This is a genomic window from Mycoplasmopsis gallinacea, assembly GCF_012220205.1.
Lineage (GTDB): Bacteria > Bacillota_I > Bacilli_A > Mycoplasmatales > Metamycoplasmataceae > Mycoplasmopsis > Mycoplasmopsis gallinacea_A.
The window spans coordinates 849132-873483 of the sequence record NZ_CP047225.1 but is presented as its reverse complement, the minus strand read 5'-3'; the positions used below and the strand labels follow the sequence as shown (position 1 = coordinate 873483).

General features: G+C 29.5%; 10 protein-coding genes and 1 tRNA gene. 3 read left to right on the top strand and 8 right to left on the bottom strand.

The genetic code is table 4. From position 1 onward, the window contains the following. Positions 1-127: 127 nt before the first annotated feature. Both GOQ20_RS03465 and gyrA read left to right on the top strand, forming a co-directional pair. Entirely contained in the window at positions 128-10522 is a 10395-nt protein-coding gene (locus tag GOQ20_RS03465) for an SGNH/GDSL hydrolase family protein (RefSeq protein WP_167845416.1), read from the top strand. Positions 10523-10985: 463 nt separating this feature from the next. After that, entirely contained in the window at positions 10986-13628 is a 2643-nt protein-coding gene (gyrA, locus tag GOQ20_RS03460) for a DNA gyrase subunit A (RefSeq protein ID WP_167845415.1), read from the top strand. A gap of 99 nt (positions 13629-13727) precedes the next feature. Here gyrA and GOQ20_RS03455 read toward each other — a convergent pair whose 3' ends face one another. From GOQ20_RS03455 to trpS, 3 genes are read right to left on the bottom strand one after another with little or no spacing between them, the layout of a single operon-like run. After that, positions 13728-14180, bottom strand: a complete 453-nt coding sequence (locus GOQ20_RS03455; RefSeq protein WP_167845414.1) for a hypothetical protein — start codon at positions 14178-14180, stop codon at positions 13728-13730. After that, a complete protein-coding gene (gene thrS, locus GOQ20_RS03450) occupies positions 14173-15915 on the bottom strand; it encodes a threonine--tRNA ligase (RefSeq protein ID WP_167845413.1) in 1743 nt (580 codons plus the stop codon). Before thrS ends, GOQ20_RS03455 begins: the two co-directional genes overlap by 8 nt. Further along, positions 15902-16915, bottom strand: coding sequence for a tryptophan--tRNA ligase (gene trpS / locus GOQ20_RS03445; protein ID WP_167845412.1), 1014 nt, complete (start codon positions 16913-16915; stop codon positions 15902-15904). Before trpS ends, thrS begins: the two co-directional genes overlap by 14 nt. 112 nt (positions 16916-17027) lie before the next feature. Between trpS and GOQ20_RS03440 the strand changes: the two genes are divergently transcribed. Next, positions 17028-17118: transfer RNA gene (locus GOQ20_RS03440), tRNA-Ser, on the top strand. A 103-nt stretch (positions 17119-17221) separates the two neighbouring features. Here the strand turns inward: GOQ20_RS03440 and lon are convergent. The 5 genes from lon to GOQ20_RS03420 form a co-directional block, all read right to left on the bottom strand. After that, positions 17222-19963 (bottom strand): endopeptidase La, encoded by a 2742-nt coding sequence (gene lon / locus GOQ20_RS03435; protein WP_187468887.1) that lies wholly within the window; start codon positions 19961-19963, stop codon positions 17222-17224. A gap of 17 nt (positions 19964-19980) precedes the next feature. Further along, a complete protein-coding gene (locus GOQ20_RS03430) occupies positions 19981-22311 on the bottom strand; it encodes a class I tRNA ligase family protein (protein WP_167845411.1) in 2331 nt (776 codons plus the stop codon). Between the two features lie 10 nt (positions 22312-22321). Beyond that, complete coding sequence (locus tag GOQ20_RS04890; protein WP_371864732.1) at positions 22322-23014, bottom strand: MPN527 family putative ECF transporter permease subunit; 693 nt, start codon at positions 23012-23014, stop codon at positions 22322-22324. Then, positions 23014-23640 carry a uracil phosphoribosyltransferase gene (upp, locus tag GOQ20_RS03425; protein ID WP_167845410.1) on the bottom strand — a complete coding sequence of 209 codons (627 nt, stop codon included), beginning with the start codon at positions 23638-23640 and terminating at the stop codon, positions 23014-23016. Before upp ends, GOQ20_RS04890 begins: the two co-directional genes overlap by 1 nt. Positions 23641-23769: 129 nt before the next feature. Next, on the bottom strand, positions 23770-24195 hold the full coding sequence (locus GOQ20_RS03420) for a large conductance mechanosensitive channel protein MscL (protein WP_167845409.1): 426 nt from the start codon (positions 24193-24195) through the stop codon (positions 23770-23772). Positions 24196-24352: the final 157 nt, after the last annotated feature.

Genomic DNA, 24352 nt, shown 5'->3' with positions numbered 1-24352 from the left:
TAAAAGTATTTTTGTAAATAATTTTCAAAAAGGGTTGTAAAGTTTCTTTTGCTCAATATTACTATATAATAGTAATATTATTTTTAAGTCCTATATATTTTTATAAAAATATATAGAGGAGGAAATTATGGCAAAAAAAGCAAAAAGAAAGTACATCTTTTCGACACTTATAGCTTTACTAGGGGCTACTTCATTTTTAGCTTCATGTAGTGCTCCAGGTTCTTCTAAACCAATCCCAAAAGGTGGTGAAGATACAAAGATTCCTGGAATTACTTGAGGAGAAAAACACAAAGGATATGATGCTCCTAGTGATGAACCAGTTTTCAAAAAAGAAAATAATGCAAATTCTGTACCAGATCCAGTAATTTCTTTTGAAAATAAAAATATTGAAAAAGAAAAGTCTAATTTATTTATTGCAAAGAATCAAAAAATTAGATATGTGGCTATTGGTGATTCAATTGCTGCAGGATTTGATGGTTCATTACCAAAAGATTACCAAGGAGAACTTGTTAATGGTGAAATTACAGGTGTATCTTATTCATCTTTTTTAGCTCGTTTACTTAACCAAAATTCAAGAGTAGAATTTTATAAAAACTATTCTTTTTCTGGAGCTACTGCAATAGATTGAATCAATCTTCTTGGAATGGATTATGAAGATCATTTAGCAAATAATGCAAGAGTGATTGGAAAATTTGGAGAAAATGGATTAGAAAAAGTTAATGAAATGAAAAAGCAACTAAAAAATGCAAACTTAGTTACTCTTTCAATTGGTGCTAATGATTTATTCTATTTAATTTTTAAAGCTGCATCAAAAAGCAACCTTAAAGAAGTGTTTGCAAATTTAACATCAAAAAACCCTTCTTATGGAAGCGTTTTGGAGTTTGTTAACTCTATCTTTAAAACAAGCTTACCTGAAGCTAAAAAGCGTCTTTCAACACTTATTGCAAACCTTAAAGCCCTTGCTCCTAAAGCAAATATCAACATCATTGGTTATCCAATGCCATTCCTTGGTTTAAAACAAATGATTGATGACCTTGTTGGTGATCTTCTTGGTGGAATGATTGAATTTAGTCCTTTAGATTTCTTTTTAGAATTTTTAAATAGTGGACTTAAAAACATTGCGCGTAATTCAGGTGTAAATTACATTGATTCATACAACCAAGAATATTGAAATCCAAGATCACTTGATTTTTCAAACATTTATTTTGATATCCATACCAATACACGTGGGTACAAAAAAATGGCAATGGATATTTATTTAAAAATTACTAATCCAAGTTTTAAAATAGCAGATTATGAAAGTGGAGACTTTGGATTTACTCAAGCTTTCTTAAGTGATGATGCTCAATATGCTCGTTATCAAATTGAACCTAGTGATACTCCAACCAATATTATCGGAGCAAGTTCGCAAGCATACTTAGATAATGAAGATAAATACGAAAGATACGTTGCTTCATTTAGAGATAATCACAACTATGGTGATAGAATTGCTCGCCTTTCAAATCTTTTTAGACAATTATCTCAAGAAGTTATTAATTTTATTACAAGTTCAGATTACTACCGTCAACTTGACCCAAATGGATTATTTAAAAACATTCTTAAAAAGCAATATCCAAACGAAATTAGCGGAGTAGAGCACTTTGTCCAAGCTATTAAAGAAAGTGGATTTTTAAAAAATACTTTATTTAACTTCCAAAGCGGACTTGAAAAATTCATCAGAGAAGATGGAAAAATTCAAGTTTCTAAGCTCCCTGCACTTCTTATAAGCTCTGCAATTAATGAAGAAAATATCATTGGGCTTGTAGCTGCAATCGCAGGTAGCCCACTTGTATCTGAAAATAAAACTGATGTAATTCAAGCAATTAATGAAATTTTCCAAAATGGATTAAGAATTTATAAAAATCAAATCACCAATTACATTGGTGATAAACTCGAACCAATTGTTTCAAAATACGGAATTGATCGTGAATTTATTACAAAATTCATCACTGAAGTATTAAGCAATGAAAATCTTCCAAAAATTGTTAATAATTTAATTTCTAACTTTGTTAATAACAACGAAAGATTTGCTCAAGCAAGAACATATAATGAACTTTTAACTGCCTTTACTCAAGATCCTGAAGCTAATAAAGAATTATCAAGTTTAATTTCTTCTTTTGCTATCACTGTTCTTTCAAATCCAAAAATTAATTCATTATTAATTGACTTTATTTATGAATGATTAGTTACAAACCAGTTGCATACAAATATTAGCAAAGCGCAAATTACAAATTTATATAACCCAATAAAAGATTTTGTTCTTCAAGATATCAAAAACTTAAATGTAATTCCAAATATTCTTGAAAGCCTTCTTAATAATGTTCAATACTATGGTATTGAAAGGGTAAATCAACTTTTTAGTGATTCAGCAATTGAAGGACTTATGAAATCATTTGGCCTCAAAGGTGAAATTGATCAAGAAAAACTTTGAGATATGCTTCGTAGATTTGCTGCAAGTAATATTATTCAAAATAATAAAACTACACTCAAACAACTTGTAACTAACTTAATGAACAAAACTAGCGCTCTTCCAATTGGTAATTTAGCTTTATCAATTCTGCCAGAAAACATTAAATCAGTTATTGAACGTTTTGTAGCTCCTGAATCACTTGCTAGTTTTGTAGATTTTATCTTTACTGAAAATGAAGCTCGTGATATTGTTAAAAACTTAGCTCACACATTAATTGATAATTTTGATGTATTTAAAAACTTCACAGATAGCAAAGATTTAGCTAACAAGTTAATTAAGAAAGTAGATATTAACTTTGTTACAGGTAAATTAAAACCATTAATTCACTCAATTTTAAATGATAATAATACTAATGAAATTTACCGTCAAATCATTCTTTCATCAATAACTTCGATTGGACTTGATGCAGAACTTCCAATTTATCAAAAGCTCGCATTTGAACTTAGCAGTCAAATTAACCCAATTGTTAAGGAAATAGGTATTGTTGACCCAGTAATTGATAAATTAGTAGAAAACCTTAAACAAATGCATGCTCAAAATAGTCCAGTTGATCATCTTAGTGAATTAACAAACGGAATTGTACAGATTGTGCAAAGTAAACTTTCAAATAATCCAATTGATCTTTTTGTTAAATTCATTAAGCGTCCAGTATTTGCTAACAATAAAGAAGCATTTGCCAACATTGCAATTTCAGTTTATGAACGCTTAATTGATACAGGAACTATTTCTAATTTCTTAAGAGAAAAACTTCCAAGCCTTATTGATAGCCCATCAATAAGCAAATATGTTGATAGAGACGAATTATTACTTTTAGTTTCTGATGCTGTTTTTGATCCAGATTTCCACGCTTTAATTAAAGATATCATCCGTCCGCTTATTTTAAATACTAATTGAGCTAGTTCAATTAATAACACAAACGAATTAATTGTTGCAATATTAAGAACCGAAGGTGTTTTAGATGCTGTTGTTGCACATGGACAACCACTTGTAGCTAAAATTTTAAATAATGGAACGTTCAACCGTAGCTTTGTTAAATTACTTAAAACAATTGCAAGCGATTATGGATACAACTTTGAAGATCAAAAATATGATGATGGTTTATTAAAACTTTCTACTTCATTAATTAAAATTGCTAATGAAAAAGGAATTATTAATTCAGCTGTTGATATTTTCTTTAACAAATTACAAGAAAGTAGTGATTTAACTGCTTCATTAAATGAAGTTAAAAATCAACTTGGAACAATTATTAATTTTGGTGATTACTCATTAATGAAAAGCATTTTAAGTTCAGAATTTTTCAGCGCAAATAAAGAAGATGCTAAGTTGCTTTTAAGCGCTTTAGTAAATCAAACTATTGCTCATCCAAAACTTGAATCTTGAATTAATAATGGCCTTTTAAATGGTGTTGCAAGTAGCTTAAATGTAAATGTTTCTGAACTTAACCAGTTTGTACTTAATCTAATTAAGGATCCTAAAACTAAAACAGTTCTTTTAAAAGTAGTTGAATTTTCAACTGATAATGCTGCTGATCTTGCAAGTGCAAATAGCTACCAGGAACTTCTTTTAAAAGTTGTTAAAAATGCAGACTTAATCAACTTACTTGAAGCGAACTTAAAACCATTAATTAAGGAAAAATTAAAAGATCCATTTACAACTAAATTAATTAAAGGAATCGCTCTTAATACCTTAAATAATGGCTACTCATGAGTATTTGAAAATACAACTAATAAAGAACAAGTTATTTCAGATTTAATTAGCTTAATTATTCAATCTGAAGAAGAATTTGACATTGTAAACCGTGTTTTTAGTGCCCTTGTTACATTTGCAAATGATAGTAGAGCAAATACTTTAGACGATTTAGTTGGAAAAATTAAGCTTGCCTTTAATGATTTATTTGACAATAACCAAACCGAAGCTACAATGCTTAAAATGTTTAAATTGCTTAACAATAGCTTTGTTTCAAGAAATAAAAATGACTTAATTCAAATTGTTAAAAACATTTACAACCACTTTTTAGATACAACTGAAGAAGTTGAGAAAATTTATGATCTTCTTCCAGTTTCTCTTAAAGAAGAAATTAGCAAGTATGCAACTAAAGAAGAAGTTGTAATTTTAAGCCAATTTGTGCTTAATAACGCTTCATTTAAAGATATTGTTTTTGATGTAGTTACTAAAACCATCAATAACTTTGACTCAATAGCAAATGCTACAAGTTTTGAAGAAATTATTAAAGCATTAGTTAATAATGCTGCTCCTTTAGAATACAAACAAAAAGCTAAAGCTATTATTGAAAGTGTTTTTGGAGATAACAAAATTAAAAACATTATCAAAAATGTTGCTAATAATGTCTTTCAATCACAATTATTTGAAGTTTATGAAAATGGCGCTTCATATAACTTAGTTTCTTCAGCGGTTGATAACATCATTCCGCTTGCTAAGCAGTTAGGAATTTACGACGCTTTATTTGACACTGTCTTTAACGTGCTTGAAAAAGCAAAAGTAAGCAACACTCCTTCAGAAGAATTCAAAAAACTTCCTGGTTTAATTAAAGAAAAGCTCCTTGAAAAATTCAATGCAAATCCTGCAAGCTTTATTGAAAAAATCTTTAATTCACAAATTGTTACTTCAAACCGTGAATACCTTAAGAAAATTCTTAAATTCTACTTAAATAAAGCAATTAAAAATGGAAGCTTAGCTCAGATTTTAAATAATGCAATTGTTAATGATAATTCTCAAATTTGAAGCTACCTTGATAAAACTAATGCTCAATCATTAGTCAATCAAGCTCTTTCAAATGAAAATACAAATGCAATTATTGAATCAATTATTAACTTTGGGTTTAGAAATAATTCATGAATTCCGTTAATTAATGAGCCAAAAGAATTAATTGCAACTATTTTACGTGATAGTGATTTACTTAATTTATCAAGTGAAGTTGATAAATTAGTTAAAGCAATCTTAACAAGCGATAATTTAAGTGCAACAATTGTTAAAACAGTTAATAAACTTCTTAGTGATAATGGATTTAACTTCACAGTTTCATCTTCTTTAGGTAATGGACTTGTGGATGTTGTTAAAAACATTATTTATGTAGATAAATCTAACTCACTTATTAAAAAATTCATGGTTGCTTTAAATGCTAGAAAGAGTGAAATTCGAAACTTTGATGCCTTAATTAATGTATCAAAAGAAATCTTTGGTCAAATTATCGACTTTAAAGATTACTCAATAGTGCATGCTATTTTAAATTCAAATATCTGAAGTGCAACTAACAAAACTGAGCTTAGCAATATTGCAAATAAATTAATTGATAAATACTACATTAACGAAAATATCGAGAAAATTCTTGAAGCAATTAATTTTGCTTCAATAGCTGAGCAACTTTCAGCTGATGGAAACAAACTTAAAAATGTAGTTAGAGAACTTCTTCAAAGCTCTCAAGTTAAATTGCTTCTCAAAAAAGCTGCTACCAGAATCATTAACAACGTTGATATTTACAAAAACACTTATTCATATGATGAATTAGCTAAAGCAATCGTTTCTGATAATGATTTTATAGCTTTAATTAAACCTGATATTAAACAAATTTTCAACTTACTTCTCCAAAAATCAGATGTAAAAGAAATTATTAAAAACATTATCAAAAACTTCCTTAATAATTCAAACGTGCGTCCATACCTTGCTGGAGTTTCAAATATTGATGGGTTAATTACCAACTTAATTGGTTTATATGACATTTTAGATAAACACATTGGTATTTCAGATCTTGCTTTCGAAACAATTGTTGCTTCAATTCGTTCAAATGGACTTAGCTTTAATGCGTCTTCATTAGTAACTGGTTTATTAAATGGACTTCAAAACATCTTTGTGCAAGCTGGACAAACTGAATCTAAAGTGGTTGCCCTTGTAAAAGATTTAGCTACAAGTAGATTAATTACTGAAAATAAAAACGACTTAGTTAAAATTGTTGAAAACATCTTCATTAATAGCAACAAAGAAGAACTTGTTGAGAAAATCTTTAACTCACTTGGACAAGATACTAAAGATACAATCGCTAAATATCTTCCTGAAAATGAAACAAAAGAATTACTTGTTTACATTTTAAATAACGTTAACGTTAAAAATATCATTAATAAAACCATTAAATCAGTGCTTTTAAAAGCTGATCAATTTGCCAACGTAACTTCATATAATGACATTTCAAATAAATTATTTGAAATTATTGATATTAATTCAATAGCAGAAGATTTAAAGAAATTAATCAATGACTTAACTACTCAAACTCAAGTTACTTCAAAAATTTACAGTTTCTTAAAAACCACGCTTACTACATATCATGTTGATGTAACTAATGCTAATGTTGATCGCTTACTTAGAGATATTTCAAATAACTTGCATACTGTTTTAAATCAAATTGACTTAATTAACCCAATCTTAGACAAAATTGTGCAAATCACTAATGAAGCAAAAGCTAATAAAACAAATGCCTTTTCAATCATTACTAAAATTCCAAGTGCAATTAAAGATATTTTTGTAGATAAAGTAACCAAAAATCCAAGAGCTTTAGTTGATAAACTGCTTGAACTTAGTTTTATTAAAAACAACAAAGCTGCCTTTATCAAAATCCTTCAAGACTTATTTGTGGGTCTAAATAAAGAAGGAGTAATTGCAAATCTTGTTATTGGAGCAATCCAAAGAATCGATTCTTCATCACCAATTTTAGCTTACACAAATAGAGTTAACCTTGCTAATACAGTTAGAGAATTATTAGCTCAAGATTCGCTTAATAACATTGTTAAAAAAGCAATTGCTTTAATTATTGATGATACAAGATGAATTGATTACATTAATAGCCCAAATGATTTAATTAACTGAATTTTAAGTAAAAAAGATGTTTTAAGATCACTTAAAGGCGACATTAAAAACCTTCTTGAAAACTTTGTTCAAAATGAGCAAGTAGGTATTATTGGAAGTGATATTCTTACTAAATTTGCAACCGATTATGGAATTGAACTTGAAAATGTTGATGTTCCACGTCTTGGTAAAGCAATTGTAAACGAAATTATTCCAATTCTTAAACAAGCTAACCTTTGAGATAGTTTATTCAATACAATTTACGATAAGATTTTAGCCTCAAATAACCTTAGTGAATTTACTGATGGTTTAGTTCCTGCAATTCTTGGTTTATTTGACTTTAACAACTACCAAATTGTTAAATCAATTGTTAATTCAAAACTTGGAACTGAACATCGCGAAGTGTTCTTTGAAGCAATTAAGGCACTTTTTGCAAAACTTGGAAATGATGCTGAATTTACTTTCAATTTAATTAACAATTTCCCAAGCTTAAAAACTCTTTTAGATAAATATTCAATTACAAATGACCAAATTAAAAACCTAATTACCACAATTTTAGGTAGTGAAAATGCTAAAGGTCTTTTAAGTGAATTATTTAAATCAGTGCACCTTAATTTTGAAGCTATTAAAAATGCAAATAGTTATGAAGAACTTATTAAAGCTCTTTTTGCAAATACAAACCAAAACAATAACTTAGCTTTAGCAACTAAAAAAGTTATTTTAGATATTGCAAATAATGAATCATTTAAAAATGTTGCAGCTAAGATAGCAACTACTGAAATTATCAAAACTCAATATTCAAGAATTTTAAATAACGTAACTAACAAAGAAAGTTTAATTAAAAACTTATTTGAAATTTACACTTCAACTGAAAATAAAGTTCAATTTACTCAAGATTTAATGAAAAATCTTTTTGATAAATTAGGTCAAAATGGAACAAACCTTAACATAAATGATTTATTAACTCCATTAATTGAAAAATTTAAAACCTTTGCAAGTGGTGAAAATTGAGAAGCAAGAGCTATTGATCTGCTTAAAGATTTAACAAGAACTAATTTATATAGCTCAAATAAAAATGATTTAATTACTTTCATTAAAAACTTAATTGACTACGGATTTGAAGAGCTTAACTTTGGTCAAATTCTTTGAGATGCCTTAGGAACTGAAACTAGAGAGTTTTTAAGCAGTAAAATTCTGCCAAGTAGTGATTTTATTTCAGTTGTAAATGCAACAATTCGAAACAATAACTTAAAAGAAATCATTTCAAATGTAGTTAAATTTATTATCAATAACCCTGAAATAATTAATCAATCAAGTTCAATTATGGAAATGCTTCAAAACTACCTTAAAGTTTCAAATAATGAAGCAACATTTAAAGTGCACTTAAAAGCATTTGTTAAAGATGCTTTAACAAATGCTACAACTAAAGAAGTTGTTAAGAAAATGGTTAATAAATTCTTTACCTTCTTAGAAATTAATAATAATGCTAATGCAAACGCAATGATTAATAGCGTTGTTGAAGATTTTGGTAATTTTGCCGAAAGAATTGGTGTGCTAGATCGATTTGCAAATTCAGTAGCAATGACACTTAAAAATAATCAAAGTGTTGATGAACTTATTCAAAATATCAAGCGTGACATTTTTGAAGGAATGGATATTACCAACTATAGTTTCTTCAAACAAATTATTACTGACCCATTAATTCAAAACAATAAAGTAAACATTAAAGCCCTTGCTGGTGATGTAATAAATGCTCTTTTAAGCACCGAAGAAAAAATTGGTCAAGTTCTTAGAGACTTAAATATTGGTGCTCTTCTTGGAGCAAGTGATACTGAATCAGTTAATGATATGCTTACAATTGCGCTTCAAAATAGAAACATTAGAGAAGTGCTTGTTATTTTAGTTGAATATATAGTTGACAATGCAAATACTGTTTATAGTAAGAAAACTAATTGAATTAGTGCCTTTTCAGCATTCTTAAATAGCTCAAGAAGCAATGAAGTGAAAGGTAAAGTTAAAAACTGAATTAAAGAAGTATTTAAACGTGAAGATAATCGTTTTATCAACGGAATTGTCGCAATTGTTGTGAAAATGCTTCGTGAAAATGGAATTGAATTTAATAATGGAGACGATTCTGATGTATTAAGAAGAGTTCTTAAATCAACCTTAAAAGAAATTGTTAGCGATAAATATAGCGAATTTAACATTATTTTCGATAATATCTTCAATAACATTAAAACTAATAACTTTGAAAATGAAGTTAATATTTTCAATGCTTTAATAAGAGAAGTGAAAAAAGGAATTATGTCTATTTTCTTAAATGATGCTAAAACAAACATCTCACTTAAGAAAATTATGGAGCGTAAAAAACTTATTTCCGGAATTATTGAAGCTATTGGATATAACGATTACGTTAAATTTATTAACCTTCTTTTTGAAAGAAGCAACAAAAGCAAAACAACTGGAATGTACTCAATTCTTAATGGTGTGTTCCAATTTAAAACAACTGAATCTTCAAATTCAGGTTCATCTTCAGGTGGATCAAATGCGCAACCTAAAGATCCTAAAGAGCCAAATTATGGCTTTGAATTAGGAATTAGTATTTTCAATCTTGTAGATGAAGTTAAAAACTTCCTTGGTATTTTATTTGAACCAATGTACAAACAACTTATGAGCGTAGCAATTGATCGAAATGCTAATCCACAATATTTCAAAACACTTCCAGGTTATAAGGCAATGTATCGTCTTTCAGCTGTAGCGCTTTGATTCTTAAAAGAAAAAGCTGGTATTAGTGATTTCTTATTCTGAAACGCTACAAACTCAACTGCTGAAGGAACATTTAACTTCGGACTTTATAATGCTTACGAAAGAGCGTGAGATAGTATGAAAATGAATCAATATGTAAGTTATCTTAATTCAAACAAAAGAAAAATGCAAATTATGGGAGCTAAAAATGCTTCTAGAGGTGGTTATGATTCAGAATTTGTTGTAGGAAATAGATCAAATGGTACAAATAATTCAAACTACTGAGCCGATCAACTTCTTGCATATGTTTACTATAGAATCAAAAACCCTATAGATAGACATAACCGTTCTAAATCAAAAACCGATGTAATTATAGATTCTCTTGAAAAAGGATATCTTGGTGCTCTTAAATAATTAAATCCTGCTGCTAAGCAGGGTTTTTCTTGCAAAAATTCCATTTAAGGAGGCTCTAAAAAATTTTCAAAAAAATAAAAAGTGCATTTTTGCCTATTTTTTTAAGTAAAAAATGCACTTTTTTATTATAATAATTACAAATGAAACAATAAGGAGGCAATATTTATGTCAAATAAAGATAAATCAGTTTGTACATGTGCATCTTGTTCATGTCAAACATGTAACTGCGCAACTTGCTTATGCTCAGGTCAAAAATAATAATTGCTAGATTTCATTTTAAAAGAGCTCAGCCCTCGAGCTCTTTTTTGTTTTAATTTCGTTAATTTTCGTTAAAAATGCACAAAATAAAATAATTTTTTAGGGTAAATTTGCAGTTGAAAAAGCCCACAAATTAGGTTAAAAAAACAAAAAATGGTATAATAGATATAAATTATTACATAATTTATATAAAAGGGGATTTGTTATGATCGGTGACAAAAAAGACAATTTAAATCCATTAGATGATTCAGATTTAGATTCTTTAAAAATTCAAGATGAAGAATATGAATATGAAGAAGATAAAAGAATGGTTTTTGGAAACAAAAACAAAACTAAGCAATTAGTCGAAGAAGAGGAAGAAGAAATCCCTCAAAATAAAGAAGAATATAGAGTAAGTTCACAAATTATTGAAAATCCACAAGATGGGATTTTTCCAATTTTAATTGATAAAGAAATGAGCGAATCATTTCTTGATTATTCGATGAGTGTTATTGTATCTCGTGCTCTTCCTGATGCTCGTGATGGTTTAAAACCCGTTCATAGAAGAATTTTATACGATATGTCAGAACTTGGGCTTAACCCAGGAACTCCACACCGTAAAAGTGCTCGTATTGTAGGGGATGTGCTTGGGAAATACCACCCACATGGTGATTATTCAGTTTATGAAGCTATGGTTAGAATGGCGCAAGATTTCTCAATGCGTTACCCACTTGTTGATGGACACGGTAACTTCGGATCAATTGACGGTGATGAAGCTGCTGCTATGCGTTATACTGAAGCTAGAATGTCAAAAGTAGCTGCAGAAATGCTTGAAAGTATCAAAAAAGAAACTGTTGATTTTGTCGATAACTATGATGGGTCAGAGCAAGAACCTTCAATTTTACCTTCAAGATTTCCTAACTTACTTGTTTCAGGATCATCAGGGATTGCTGTTGGAATGGCGACAGAAATTCCACCACATAATTTAGGCGAAGCAATTGATGCTACTATTGCACTTGCTTTAAATCCTGAAATTACAACTAAAGAGCTTATGCAACACCTTAAAGGGCCTGATTTCCCAACTGGTGGAATTATCTTAGGAACTAAAGGAATTTATGATGCATATGAAACTGGAAAAGGAAAAATTCCAGTTAGATCAAAAACTGAAATTATTGAACATACCAATGGTAAATCAAAAATTATTGTTAAGGAAATCCCTTATGCAATTAGAAAAACTACTATTGTTCAAAAAATTGCTGAGCTTCACAAAGATAAAGTAATTGAAGGTATTTCTGATTTAAGAGATGAATCAAACAGAGACGGAATTAGAATTGTTATTGATGTTAAAAAAGGTTACAACCCTCACATTTTATTAAACAAATTGTTCCAAAAATCATATTTACAAACTAATTTCAACGTTAATATGGTTGCTCTTGTAAACAAAGAACCTAAGTTAATAAACTTAAAAACAGCTCTTAGTGTTTATTGAGACCACCAAAAAGATGTTGTAACTAGAAGGTTAAAATTCGACTTAAATAAAGCTGAAGAAAAAGCTCATATTTTAGATGGATTAAAAATTGCAGTTTCAAACATTGATGAAGTTGTCCAAATGATTAAAACATCTAAAACTGACCAAGAAGCTCAAGATAAACTTGCAAATAGATTTAACTTAAGCGAAAGACAAACTAAAGCTATTTTAGACATGAACCTTCGTCGTTTAACAGGTCTTAACATTGAAAAAATGGATCAAGAAATTTTTGAACTTAAAAAAGAAATTGAATACTTACAATCAATTTTGGATTCTGAAGAAAAATTAAGAGACTTAATTATTGATGAATTAAACCAAATCAAAGCTAAATTTAATGATGCAAGAAGAACTGTAATTGACGCTTCTGCAATCGGTCAAATTTCTGATGAAGATTTAATTGCTGAAAAAGATATTGTTATTACAAGCAGTACTAACGGTTATGTAAAAAGAATTAACCTCGAAGAATACAACACACAAAGACGTGGTGGTGTAGGAACTGTAAGTATGAAAACTTACAATGATGATGATATTTCTAATATCATTAAAACCAACACCCATACTGACCTTCTATTGTTCTCAAATAAAGGTAAAGCATATTCGATTAGAGCTCACCAAATCCCTGAAGCATCTAAACAAAGTAAAGGAATTCCTTTCATTAACATTGTTGAATCACTAGATACCAATAATGGTGAAAAAATTGTATCTATGTTAGATGTGCCAAGCTATGATGAAAATACTTATTTAGCTACCGTGACTAAAAAAGGTATTATGAAGCGTACTCCATTAAGCGAATACCAAAACATTCGTAGAAATGGACTTAATGCGTTTAAATTGCAAGAAGATGATGAACTTGTTAGAGCCTTTATTTTAGGTGATGATGATATTGTTTTAATTGCAAATAATGATAAAAACATTATCAATTTCAAAGGTGAAGAAGTGCGTGCAACTGGAAGAAATTCAGTTGGAACTAGAGGAATGAAACTTGATAACGGTCAACAAGTTATTTCAGCTTCATCTAACCGTGATGGTGAATTTATCCTTTCAATTGGTTCAAAAGGATTTGGAAAATTAACAAAAAGTGAAGAATATAGAATTACTCACCGTGGATCTAAAGGAGTTTCTGGAATTAATGCTGAAAAAGCAGGAAACCTTGTATTTGCTCGTTTTGTTGAATTAAGTGATGAAGTATTAATCATTACAACAAGTGGTATTACAATTAGAATTAACGTTAAAGACATTGCTCTTACATCAAGAAATACCAAGGGTGTTAAAATTATTTCACTTAAAGATAATGATGAAATTGTTGCAGCTGAAGTTATTAAAAACTCAGATGAACAATAGTGATATAAGCGTGCTTAGGCACGTTTTTTTACACTTGTTCATCCTGTAATCAAGGTAAATTAATATTAAAAGTCGCCCTTATTAAGAGCGACAATATAATTAAATAATTTTCCCTTTAGGTAAGCTTTGTTTGCGCTTGCAGATTCAATCATTAATAAAAGTAAGGGTTATAAAATATAGAATAACATAGATTGTAAAAACAACAATAGTATCAAAAGGAAAAATATTTCAAATGATGTTTTTAGGGCTCACTTGTAAGTAAGGAAGCATCATTACAGTTGAAACTATACCAATTATTAACACTGTATATGAAGGAAGTTTTGCATATGTTTCTGAATAAAAATAATTTAAGTAAATAGCAACTGAAAGAAAAATTGCAGGATAAATTACCAGCGATAAAATCCGTCCATATAAAGGAAGTTCAAACCCTGTTATTTGAATTCAAGGAATAACTCTGCCACTAAGAAGTGCAAAGAATATTCCAAAAGAAAAAAGAAAAATATAAAAAGTATTTTTCTTTATTTTTCCGTATCTTTTTTCGCTTTTATTCATATTTTAATTTAAGGTCAAAAAGCATTTTAATAAATTCATCTTTTGAAACTGTTGTGGTTTTTTCTTCACCATATTTACGGTATGAAATTGTTCCGTTTTCAACTTCGTTATCACCAAGAATAACTTGGAATTTAGATTTAGACATTTGTGCTTCACGCATTTTTTTAGATAAACGTTCATTACGAGCATCTAACTTAGATCTAAAGTCTAAATCAAAAAGCATATCATTAATTTCTTTAGCATACTCAAGATGTTTTTCTTCATTAACTGGGATAACTGTAATTTGTTTTGGTGCAAGTCAAAATGGAAGCACACCTTTAGTTTGTTCAATTAAAATGGCAACAAATCTTTCGTATGTACCAATTAAACCACGGTGAATCATAACTGGACGTTCTTCTTTTCCTTCGCTATTTGTGTAGCTAATGTCAAAACGTTTTGGAAGCAAGAAATCAAGTTGTAATGTTGAAACAGTTACTTCATGTCCAAGTGCTGTGTAAATTTGAATGTCCATTTTTGGCCCATAGAAAGCAGCTTCACCAACTTTTTCTTCATATTCTACGCCAAGTTCATTAAGCACTTTTCTAAGCTCGTTTTCAGCATCATTTCACATTTTGTCATCGTCAAAGAATTTATCTTTTTCTTCAGGATCTCTTAAACTTAAAGAAACATAACTAATTTTAATTTTGAAAATCTCAAGTGTTTCTTTAATAAGTTGATACATTCTTTTAAATTCATCAGCAATTTGATCAGGACGCACAAATAAGTGTCCTTCAGTTAAAAGCATCCCTCTAACTCTTTCAAGTCCTGTTAAAGCTCCTGATTTTTCATAACGGTAAAGTTGTGATTGTTCACTATATCTAATAGGTAAATCACGATATGAACGTTTTTCTGTATTGTAGCATAAAATGTGGTGTGGACATGTCATTGGACGAGGAATTAACCTTTCATTCTCAACTACAATTGGTTTAAACATATCTTCTTGATACATTGGAAGGTGTCCAGATGTTCAATAAAGTTTTTCTTCCCCAAAATGTGGTGTTAAAACTTCTGTAAATCCGTATTTACGATCCATTTTTAAGATTAATTTACGAATTTCATTATGAATGTACATTCCATCTTCAAGTCAGAAAGGAAGCCCTTGTCCCCCAAGTGGATTGAAAGTAAAAAGTTTCATTTCCTTACCAATTTTACGGTGGTCTCTTTCTTTACGGTCTTTTAAGATAGCTAAAAACTCTTCAAGTTCTTCTTTAGTATCTCAAGAAGTTCCATAAATTCTTGTAAGTTGAATATTATCACTATTTCCTCTTCAATATGCACCAGCAAGCGAAAGAAGTTTAAAATGTTTAATGTGTTTTGTTGATTCAACGTGTCCACCTGCACAAAGATCGATAAAAACAGTTTCGTTGTTAAGAGGATCTACCAAGGCATAAAAAGTAACTTCTTTTCCTTGAGATACAAATTCATCATAAAGTTCTTTTTTGTATGGTTTGTTAGTAAAATCATATTCACTAACAGGAACTTGTTTCATCACTAAATTACGTGAAGCAAGTTTTTTCATTAATTTTTCAACTTTAGCTAATTCAGTATCACTAAAAGGTGATTCAAATTCAAAATCATAATAGAATCCTTCTTCGGTAGCTGGACCAAAACCTAATTTAACGTTTGGATAAAGTTTTTCAATAGCAGCAGCAAGTAAGTGACTTGTTGTGTGGTTAAGTGGTTTATTTGCTTTCATTTTTTTCTCCGTATAATCCAATATTATTCATTAGTTTATTAAGGTTTACTTTAGCAATTGCTGATGCTCTTTTAGCACCTTCATTAGCAATTTTGTCAACAATTTCTAAAGCGCTTTGGTAATTTTTTTGAATGTTTTCAAGAAGTTTTTTCACTTCATTTGCTACTTCAATTTTGAAGTCTTTGTAATTATGGTGTTCAAAATGTTTAGCAGCTTCTTCAAGTGAAATGTTTGTTAAAGAAGCATAAATATTTAAAAGGTTTACAACTCCTTTTTTCTCTTCAGAAATATATACTTTTCCTTCAGAATCAGTAACTGCTTTAAGAATTTTTTTATAAGCTGATTCTGGATCTTCTAAAAGATAAATGGTTGATTTATCTCCTTTTTCACTTTTACTCATTTTTACACTAGGATCTGTAAGTGATTTGATTCTAGCTCCAACTTCAGGTACATAACCTTTAGGAATTTTGAAATTAGTTTTATATCTATTATTAAATCTTTCTGCGATATTACGCGTAAGTTCGAGGTGTTGCGTTTGGTCTTCACCAACAGGGACAATATCTGCATCATATAAAAGAATATCTCCTGCCATTAATGTTGGGTACATTAAAAGACCTGACGGAACTTTACTTGTTCCATTGCTTTGGACTAATTTGCTTGATTTATCTTTAAATTGTGTCATTCTTTGCAATTCACCAAGAGTAGTTTCACTAGTGCAAAGTCATTGCATCATTCCGTGTTCCATTACTTGTGATTGAAAGAAAATAGTTGCTTTTTCAGGATCAAGACCACAAGCTATGTATAAAGCAATAGTTGCTTTTCTAGCTTTTAAAAGCTCTTTTGGATCTACACTGCCAGTTGTTAAAGCGTGTAAATCAGCAACAAAAAAATATGAATCGTATTGATCTTGCAATTTTAAAAAGTTTCTAATAGCGCCAATATAGTTACCTAATGTAAGATCACCAGTAGGTTTTATCCCGCTAATAAGTCTTTGTTTCATAACACCTCCGATTAATTAATAATACTTAGTATTATTAATTTTTATATTATATATTTTTTAGTAATAATTTTTTATGTTTTCTTTATTTTTTGTTATAATAATAAAGCAACGTGGAACAGTACTCAAGAGGCTGAAGAGGCGGTCCTGCTAAGACTGTAGGGGAGGCAACTCCCGCGGAGGTTCAAATCCTCTCTGTTCCGCCATTTTTTTATACCTTTTTTATAGGTATTTGGCTACTTTTAGCCCTATGCACCAAGGCTTTTGGTGCTTTTTTATGCAAAAAGCAGGCTTATATGCCTGCTTTTATTATTTATCTTTTTTCTCTTCAGTAATTACAACTTCTGGTTTTTTGTGCATAAATAAAACATCATAAATTTGGTCGTATTTTTTAACCGGAATATATGTTAATTCAGCTTTGATTTCACTAGGAATATCTCTAAGGTTTTTAACGTTTGTTTCAGGAATAAAGATGTATTTGATTCCTTTTTGGATAGCACCAAATGATTTTTCTTTCAGTCCACCAATTTCTAATACTTTTCCTCTTAAAGTAATTTCGCCAGTCATTGCATATTCAGCTGAAACAGCTCTTTGGCTAAGTGCTGAAATAATAGCAGTTGTGAAAGTTACACCGGCACTAGGACCATCTTTAGGTACCGCACCTTCAGGAACGTGGATATGAATTGTTGAATTTTCAAAATCAAAGTCTTTAATTCCGAATTTTTCAGCATTACTTCTTACATATGTAAGAGCAATTTGCGCTGATTCTTGCATAACTTCTTTAAGTGAACCAGTAAGTTTAATTTCACCTTTTCCAGGGTAAATATTTACCTCAATTTGAAGTGCTGAACCACCTACTGAAGTGTAAGCAAGTCCATTTGTTGTACCTGGTTCAAGTTCAGTTTCTTTTTCATCTTCTTTGTATTTAATTACACCAATTAAATCTTCTAATTTATCAATTGTAACAACAAATTCTTTAAGTTTTTTATCATCAATTACTTTTACCACTATTTTACGGGCGATTTTGTCTAAAATTCTTTTAAGTCCCCTTACACCAGCTTCTGCTGTATAGTGTTTAATTATGTATTTTAAAGTCTCATCATCAATTTTGAATTGAGCTGGCTTTAAGTAGCTTTGCTTAATAACTTTAGGGATTAAGTGATTTTTAGCAATGTGAAGTTTTTCATTTAGTGTGTATGGACTAAGTTCAATAATTTCCACACGGTCAATTAAGGCGTGAGGAATATTTTCATAGTAGTTTGCTGTAGCAATGAAAACAACTTTTGAAAGGTCATATTCGTGCTCAACGTAGTGATCTTGGAATTTTGTATTTTGTTCTGGATCAAGAACTTCAAGCATTGCTGAAGCTGGATCTCCTTTAATATCTGAAGCCATTTTGTCAATTTCATCAAGAAGCACAACTGGGTTAGATACACCTGCTTGCTTAATTCCTTTAATGATTTTTCCTGGCATAGCTCCAACATAAGTTCTTCTGTGACCTCTAATTTCACTTTCATCATGAACTCCACCAAGAGAAATTTTTACAAACTTACGGTTTAATGATTCAGCAATTGCTTTAGCAAGTGAAGTTTTCCCTGTCCCTGGAGGACCAACAAGTGTAATAATTGGCACATTATTGAAGTCTGCTTTATCATCTGCATCTAAGAAATGAACTTTTTCATCGCCTTTAAAAAGACTTCAATCTACTTGTTCATCATTTTCATCTAAGTCAAATTTAAGTCCTTTAGATTTGCTTTTGCTATTAATCATAACGGCAATATATTCAACAATTCTTTCTTTAACTTCATCAAGACCATAGTGGTAGTGATCAAGCACTTTTCTAACTCTATTAATGTCAAGAAGTTCTTTTTGGACCTTTCTTCAAGGTAATTTTTTAAGAAGCTCAACATATGTTTTTGAAATGTTTGCTTCTGGTGAAGTTTGCATCATTTCAGAAAATCTTTTGGTTTCATCTGCAATAATTTTTTGCACTGATGAAGGGTAAATAAGTGCACGAAGCGGATCTTTTAAGTCTTTAGCATACTCATCATCTTCATTTGCTGAAGAACCCATACTTTCAAGAGTTTCTTGGATGCTTTTCATTTTTTCTCTAAGCATGAACTCTTTTTGTTGTTTTGAAAGCTTTTCATTCATTTTTTCAGTAAGCTCATTATCAAGTTCAAGATTAGTTTGAAGAAAATCACCAATTGAAAAAATAGTCGCATTAATTGATTCAAGTGAAGGGTTAAAAGCAGCTTTACTTTTATCGCGAATAACATTTGTATCAATGAAGTTTAAAATTGAAATAACTTGGTTAAGTTTATTTTGCTTACTTTCAACAAATATATCGATTTCTTGGATGTATTTTCTAATTAAGTTGTTAATTTCGTGGTATGTATAAGGTTTTTTAGTTTCAAGGTTTTCTTGGAAAATATTTAAAATATCTTTTCCAACTCCTGAAAATTCAAAGTTTCGATTTGTAGTTGTTAAAACTTGAGTTACGATAGTTAAAAAGCTATCTAAATCAAATGACTCAAAAAGAGGTTTTGAATCATCAATGATTAAATCAAGTCAAGTATCTTTGAAAGCAAGAGCTACGTTGTTTTCTTCGTCTTGGTCAATATCAAAAGCAAGAAGACGCTCCATATCTCATTTTTTAACTAAGTCTTTAAAAAGTTTTTTAGGTAATTCAAACACCATTTCACTAAGATGAGTAATGTTTACACTACTAATGATACGGTAGACCATTTTGTATAAGTTACTATTTTTAACTTTTTTAATTTCAAGCGGCTTAATTAATAAAGCTTTCGTGTTAATATTAATATTTTCTAATCCATCTATTCTAAAATCTGATTCTTCTTCATAACCTAATAATAATCTATAGTTTTCTTTTTCTTTAAATGATTTAAGTATTAACTCCATATCATTTACTTCATCATTTTCAACAAATACTTGGTGTATTCCTGAAGGGAACGCAACAAATTTGCTTTTAACTGTAACAAAATCAGCTAAAATTCCTTCATTTAATATTTGTTCATTTTTCTTTGTCATAAAATTCCTTTCTTTTATTATTTAATAACAATATTTACCAATTTGTTTGGAACAAAAATTTCTTTGACAATTGTGCTATCTTGAAGTCACTTTGCAACTTCTTTTTTAGCAATTTCAAGAACTTGCTCTTTAGTAGCATTTTTACTTACTGAAATTTCAGCTCTAAATTTACCATTAACACTAACTCCGTATTTAACTTCATCAAGCTCTAAGGCTTTTTGATCAATTCTAAAATCTGTTAAGTTTTTTAAATTAAAGTATTTATCTGAAATTTCTCAAGCAAAATGCGGGATAAATGGTTCAAGGATGTTTAAAAGTACATAGAACATCTCGCTAATTAACACTGGATTTTCAATGTTTTCATAAGCATTTAAAGTTTCCATAGTTCATGAAATAATAGTGTTAAAAGCATACTCATTTCTGCGATCTTCGAAAGTATCGATTGATTTTTTCATTCCTAAATAAAGTTTGTAACGTGCATTTTTCTCTTCAGAGCTAAGGTTTTCAAAGCTATGATCAGAAAGCTTAAAGTCTTTTAAAATTAAATCTGTTTTACTATAAAGTCTTGAAATAAATTTAAAGCAACCATTAACTCCTGAATCACTTCACTCAAGTTCTTTTTGAGGAGGAGCTGCAAAAAGGATAAATAATCTAGTTGTATCTGCACCAAATTTAGCAATCATTTCACTTGGTTCAACTACATTTCCTTTTGATTTTGACATTTTAGCACCATCTTTAAGCACCATTCCTTGAGTAAGAAGGTTTTCAAATGGTTCACTAATATCACAAAGACCTAAATCTCTAAGCGCTTTAGTAAAGAAACGAGAATAAAGAAGGTGTAAAATAGCGTGCTCAATTCCACCAATATATTCGTCGACTCTGCCTCAATATTTAAGAGCTTTTTTATCAAAAAGAACATCATCACGCATTGAATTTGGTGTGGTATATCTTAAAAAGTATCAACTTGATTCAAAGAAAGTATCAAGTGTATCAGTTTCTCTTGTAGCTTCTTTTTTACATTTAGGACAAGTAACTTTTTTTCATTGCTCAGCTTTATCAAGTGGGTTACCTTTTCCGTCAAAAGTAACATCTTTAGGTAAAAGAACTGGAAGCGACTGAATTGCTTCAGGAACAATACCACAAGTTTCACACTTAATAAGTGGAATTGGTGTTCCTCAATATCTTTGACGCGAAATTCCTCAGTCCCTTAAATTGTAATGTGTTTCTTTAACAAAGTCACTTGCTTTGATCTTGTTAAATACTTGTGTATTTACTTTAATTTGATTTTTTTCCACAAAAGCATCATGAGATTTGTTTTCAAGTGAAACAAGCATAGCTAATTTATTAGGGTTATTGCTTGCAAAATCAGTTACATAAATTGGAAGAGCATCATTTAACTGATCACTAAAAGCAGTCATTTTAAGGTCTACGCATAATTTTTCTGAAAAATCTTTTGCATTAATATTGATATTAATTTTTTCAATTGTTTGAATTTGCTCTTTAGTTAAAAGATTTTGATTAATAAGTTCTAGCACAAGTGGATGTTTACTACTAATAGCAATCATTGCAGCATTTTGAATGTTTTCAAAATCACTTTCAAGTACTGAAATTTTACTTTCTAAAGAAACATTTGTTTTTAAAGTAAAATCGATTTTGAAGTCATTTTTCATCCCAATTCAGTTTTTTTGCATTGTTAAAACTTGATTTGGTCAGTGATTTTTTAAAATCTCTAAATCTTGCACTAATTCTTCTGCATAATCAGTGATTTTAAGGTAGTAAGTGTCCATTTCTTTTTGAACAATTTCGTTATCACATCTTCAACATTTATTATCAACTACTTGTTCGTTAGCTAAAACGGTATTATCAACTTCACAGAAATTTAAAGAGCTTTTTTTCTTGTAAATTAACCCTTTTTCTCACATTTTGATGAAAATAAATTGCTCTCATTTAGTGTAACTTGGATCTGCTGTAATAAGTTCGTAATTTCAAGCAAATGAAAGACCTAATTTTTTAATTTCTTCATCCATGCTCTGAATATTTTTGTAAGTTCATTCTCCAGGGTGAATTTGGTTTTTAATAGCTGCATTTTCAGCTGGGAGTCCAAAAGCGTCTCAACCAAATGGGTGAAACACGTTAAATCCTCTCCGACGGTAATATCTAGCAATAGCATCACCAATTGAATAGTTTCTTACATGACCCATATGAATTCTTCCACTTGGATACGGGAACATACTTAAGATGTATTTTTTAGGTAATGAATAATCATTTTTAGGTTCGAAGTAATTTGAATTAGTTCAATTTTCTTGTCATTTTTTATCTATTTGTTGAAAATCAAAATCTTTTGACATATAAAATCTCCTAATATTGTAATTCATGTATTCTGTATTTAATGTTTGAGAAAATCTTTGTTTTTCGATCTAGAAACACAAAAAGTGAGATCACAAAAACATTAATTGATAAGTTGATAATGTTAAAAACGGTGTAAAGGGTTCAAGAACCAACGTGGTAATTGTTTATGTTAAAAAATAAAATTTTAAAGTTTGGATACTTTGCGATTAATTCGCTAAGGCTAAAATGATCTAATATATTTAATATAAAAAAGTATACGACATTAAATATGTATGTATTTAAGAAAGTGAGCAAGATAATTGTTAGTGGCACTGAAAAAAGAGATGAAAGCAGAAATTTAAGATGTGGATCTCATTTTCTTTTGCAAACTAACTTGTAGCATAAATAATAAAAACTTATAAAAAATGTATGACTTAAAAAAATGATCAAATTTCCTACATACTCAACTGCAATCATATTTGAATAATTGAAAAGTAAAGGCGAAATTAAAAATCTAATTGCTGAAACAACAAGTGCCCATCTTCATGAAAGAATATATGAAGCAATGAAGATAGGAATTAATGTTAAATTAATCTGAAGAAAATTAAAAATATTTAAATACGAGCTTATAAAATTAAAAATTAATGCAATTGCTAAAGTTATAGCCGCATATGTAATTTTCGCAATTATATTTGAAACATTTTTCTGATTTACATTAGTCATTATTTTGTTCCAAAAATACGGTCACCTGCATCCCCTAAACCAGGTTCAATGTAACCATGACTATTTAATTTTTCATCAAGTGAAGCAAGAAAAATTCTAAAATCTTTTCCAAATTTATTTTCAATATTATCAACACCTTCTCTTACCCCAACAAGACAAACTAAATCAATGTCATTAAATCCGTTTTTTTGGAGCGAAGCAATTGCATCAGCTGCTGAATTACCTGTAGCGAGCATAGGGTCAACCACAATAATTTTTGAATCTTTTGAAACATTAGGCATTTTGTAAAAATATTCAACTGGTTTTAAAGTAGTTTCATCACGGTATAAACCAATGTGCCCCACTCTAGCTTGAGGAATAAGTTCTAAAAGTCCATCCACCATACCTAAACCGGCTCTTAAAATTGGGACAATCACAATTTCTGAATCAAAGTCAAATCCGTTGAATTCTTGATCAAGTGGTGTGGTCACTTTAACGTTTTTACTTTGATAATCACGCATAATTTCATACACCATTAGCGAACCAATTTCTTTAAGATTTTGCCTAAAATCCACGTGATTAGCGTTTTTATCTCTCATTTTAGTTAATTTGATATCAATGAGTGGGTGATTAATTATTTTTAACATTTTTACCCCTTTTTTCATAAACTTTATAAAGTATTTTAATTATACAATTAAATCGATTTTAAATAAGCATTTTACCATTGCTATTTAAAAGAAAAATTCACCCCCTTTTAAGATGAATTTTGTTATTTTTTACTTATTTTCAAGGTTTTTATTAAGGTTTTTAAGTTCTTCTAAGATAAGTTGTTCTGTTGTTGGAGTGGCAGGAGCTGGTTCAACAACTGGTTGATTTTTAGCTTTGTGTGCTTTGTAAGCGTTAGAAATCATGAAGTATCCAACAAGCACTACAAATAAGAAAATTGTAACAATAGCAAATTGAATTAATGTTCCAAGGAATTTTCCTAAAAGCATTCCTGAAACTTCTCAAGTGTCTAATGTTCCGTTAGGCATGAAGTGTGTTTTGATTGCATTCATTAAAATGTCATTTGCAAATGAGGCCACAACAGCGTTAAATACTGTTCCAAGTAAAAGCCCAATTGCAAGCATGAACACATTACCTTTTTTAAGAACTTTAGCAGCATCTTTAGTAGATGTTGTTAATAAATTGTTTTTTCTCATAGTGAAGTTATTTTAAACTATTTTGATTTTTTTAATAAATAAAAATTGGAAAAGTGACGCGCAAGTTAAGTGTCAAAAAAATAACAATGCTTTTTTAATGTTTAAATTATAAAAAAATTAGAGCTAAAAATGAATAAATACTGACAAAGGTAAAATC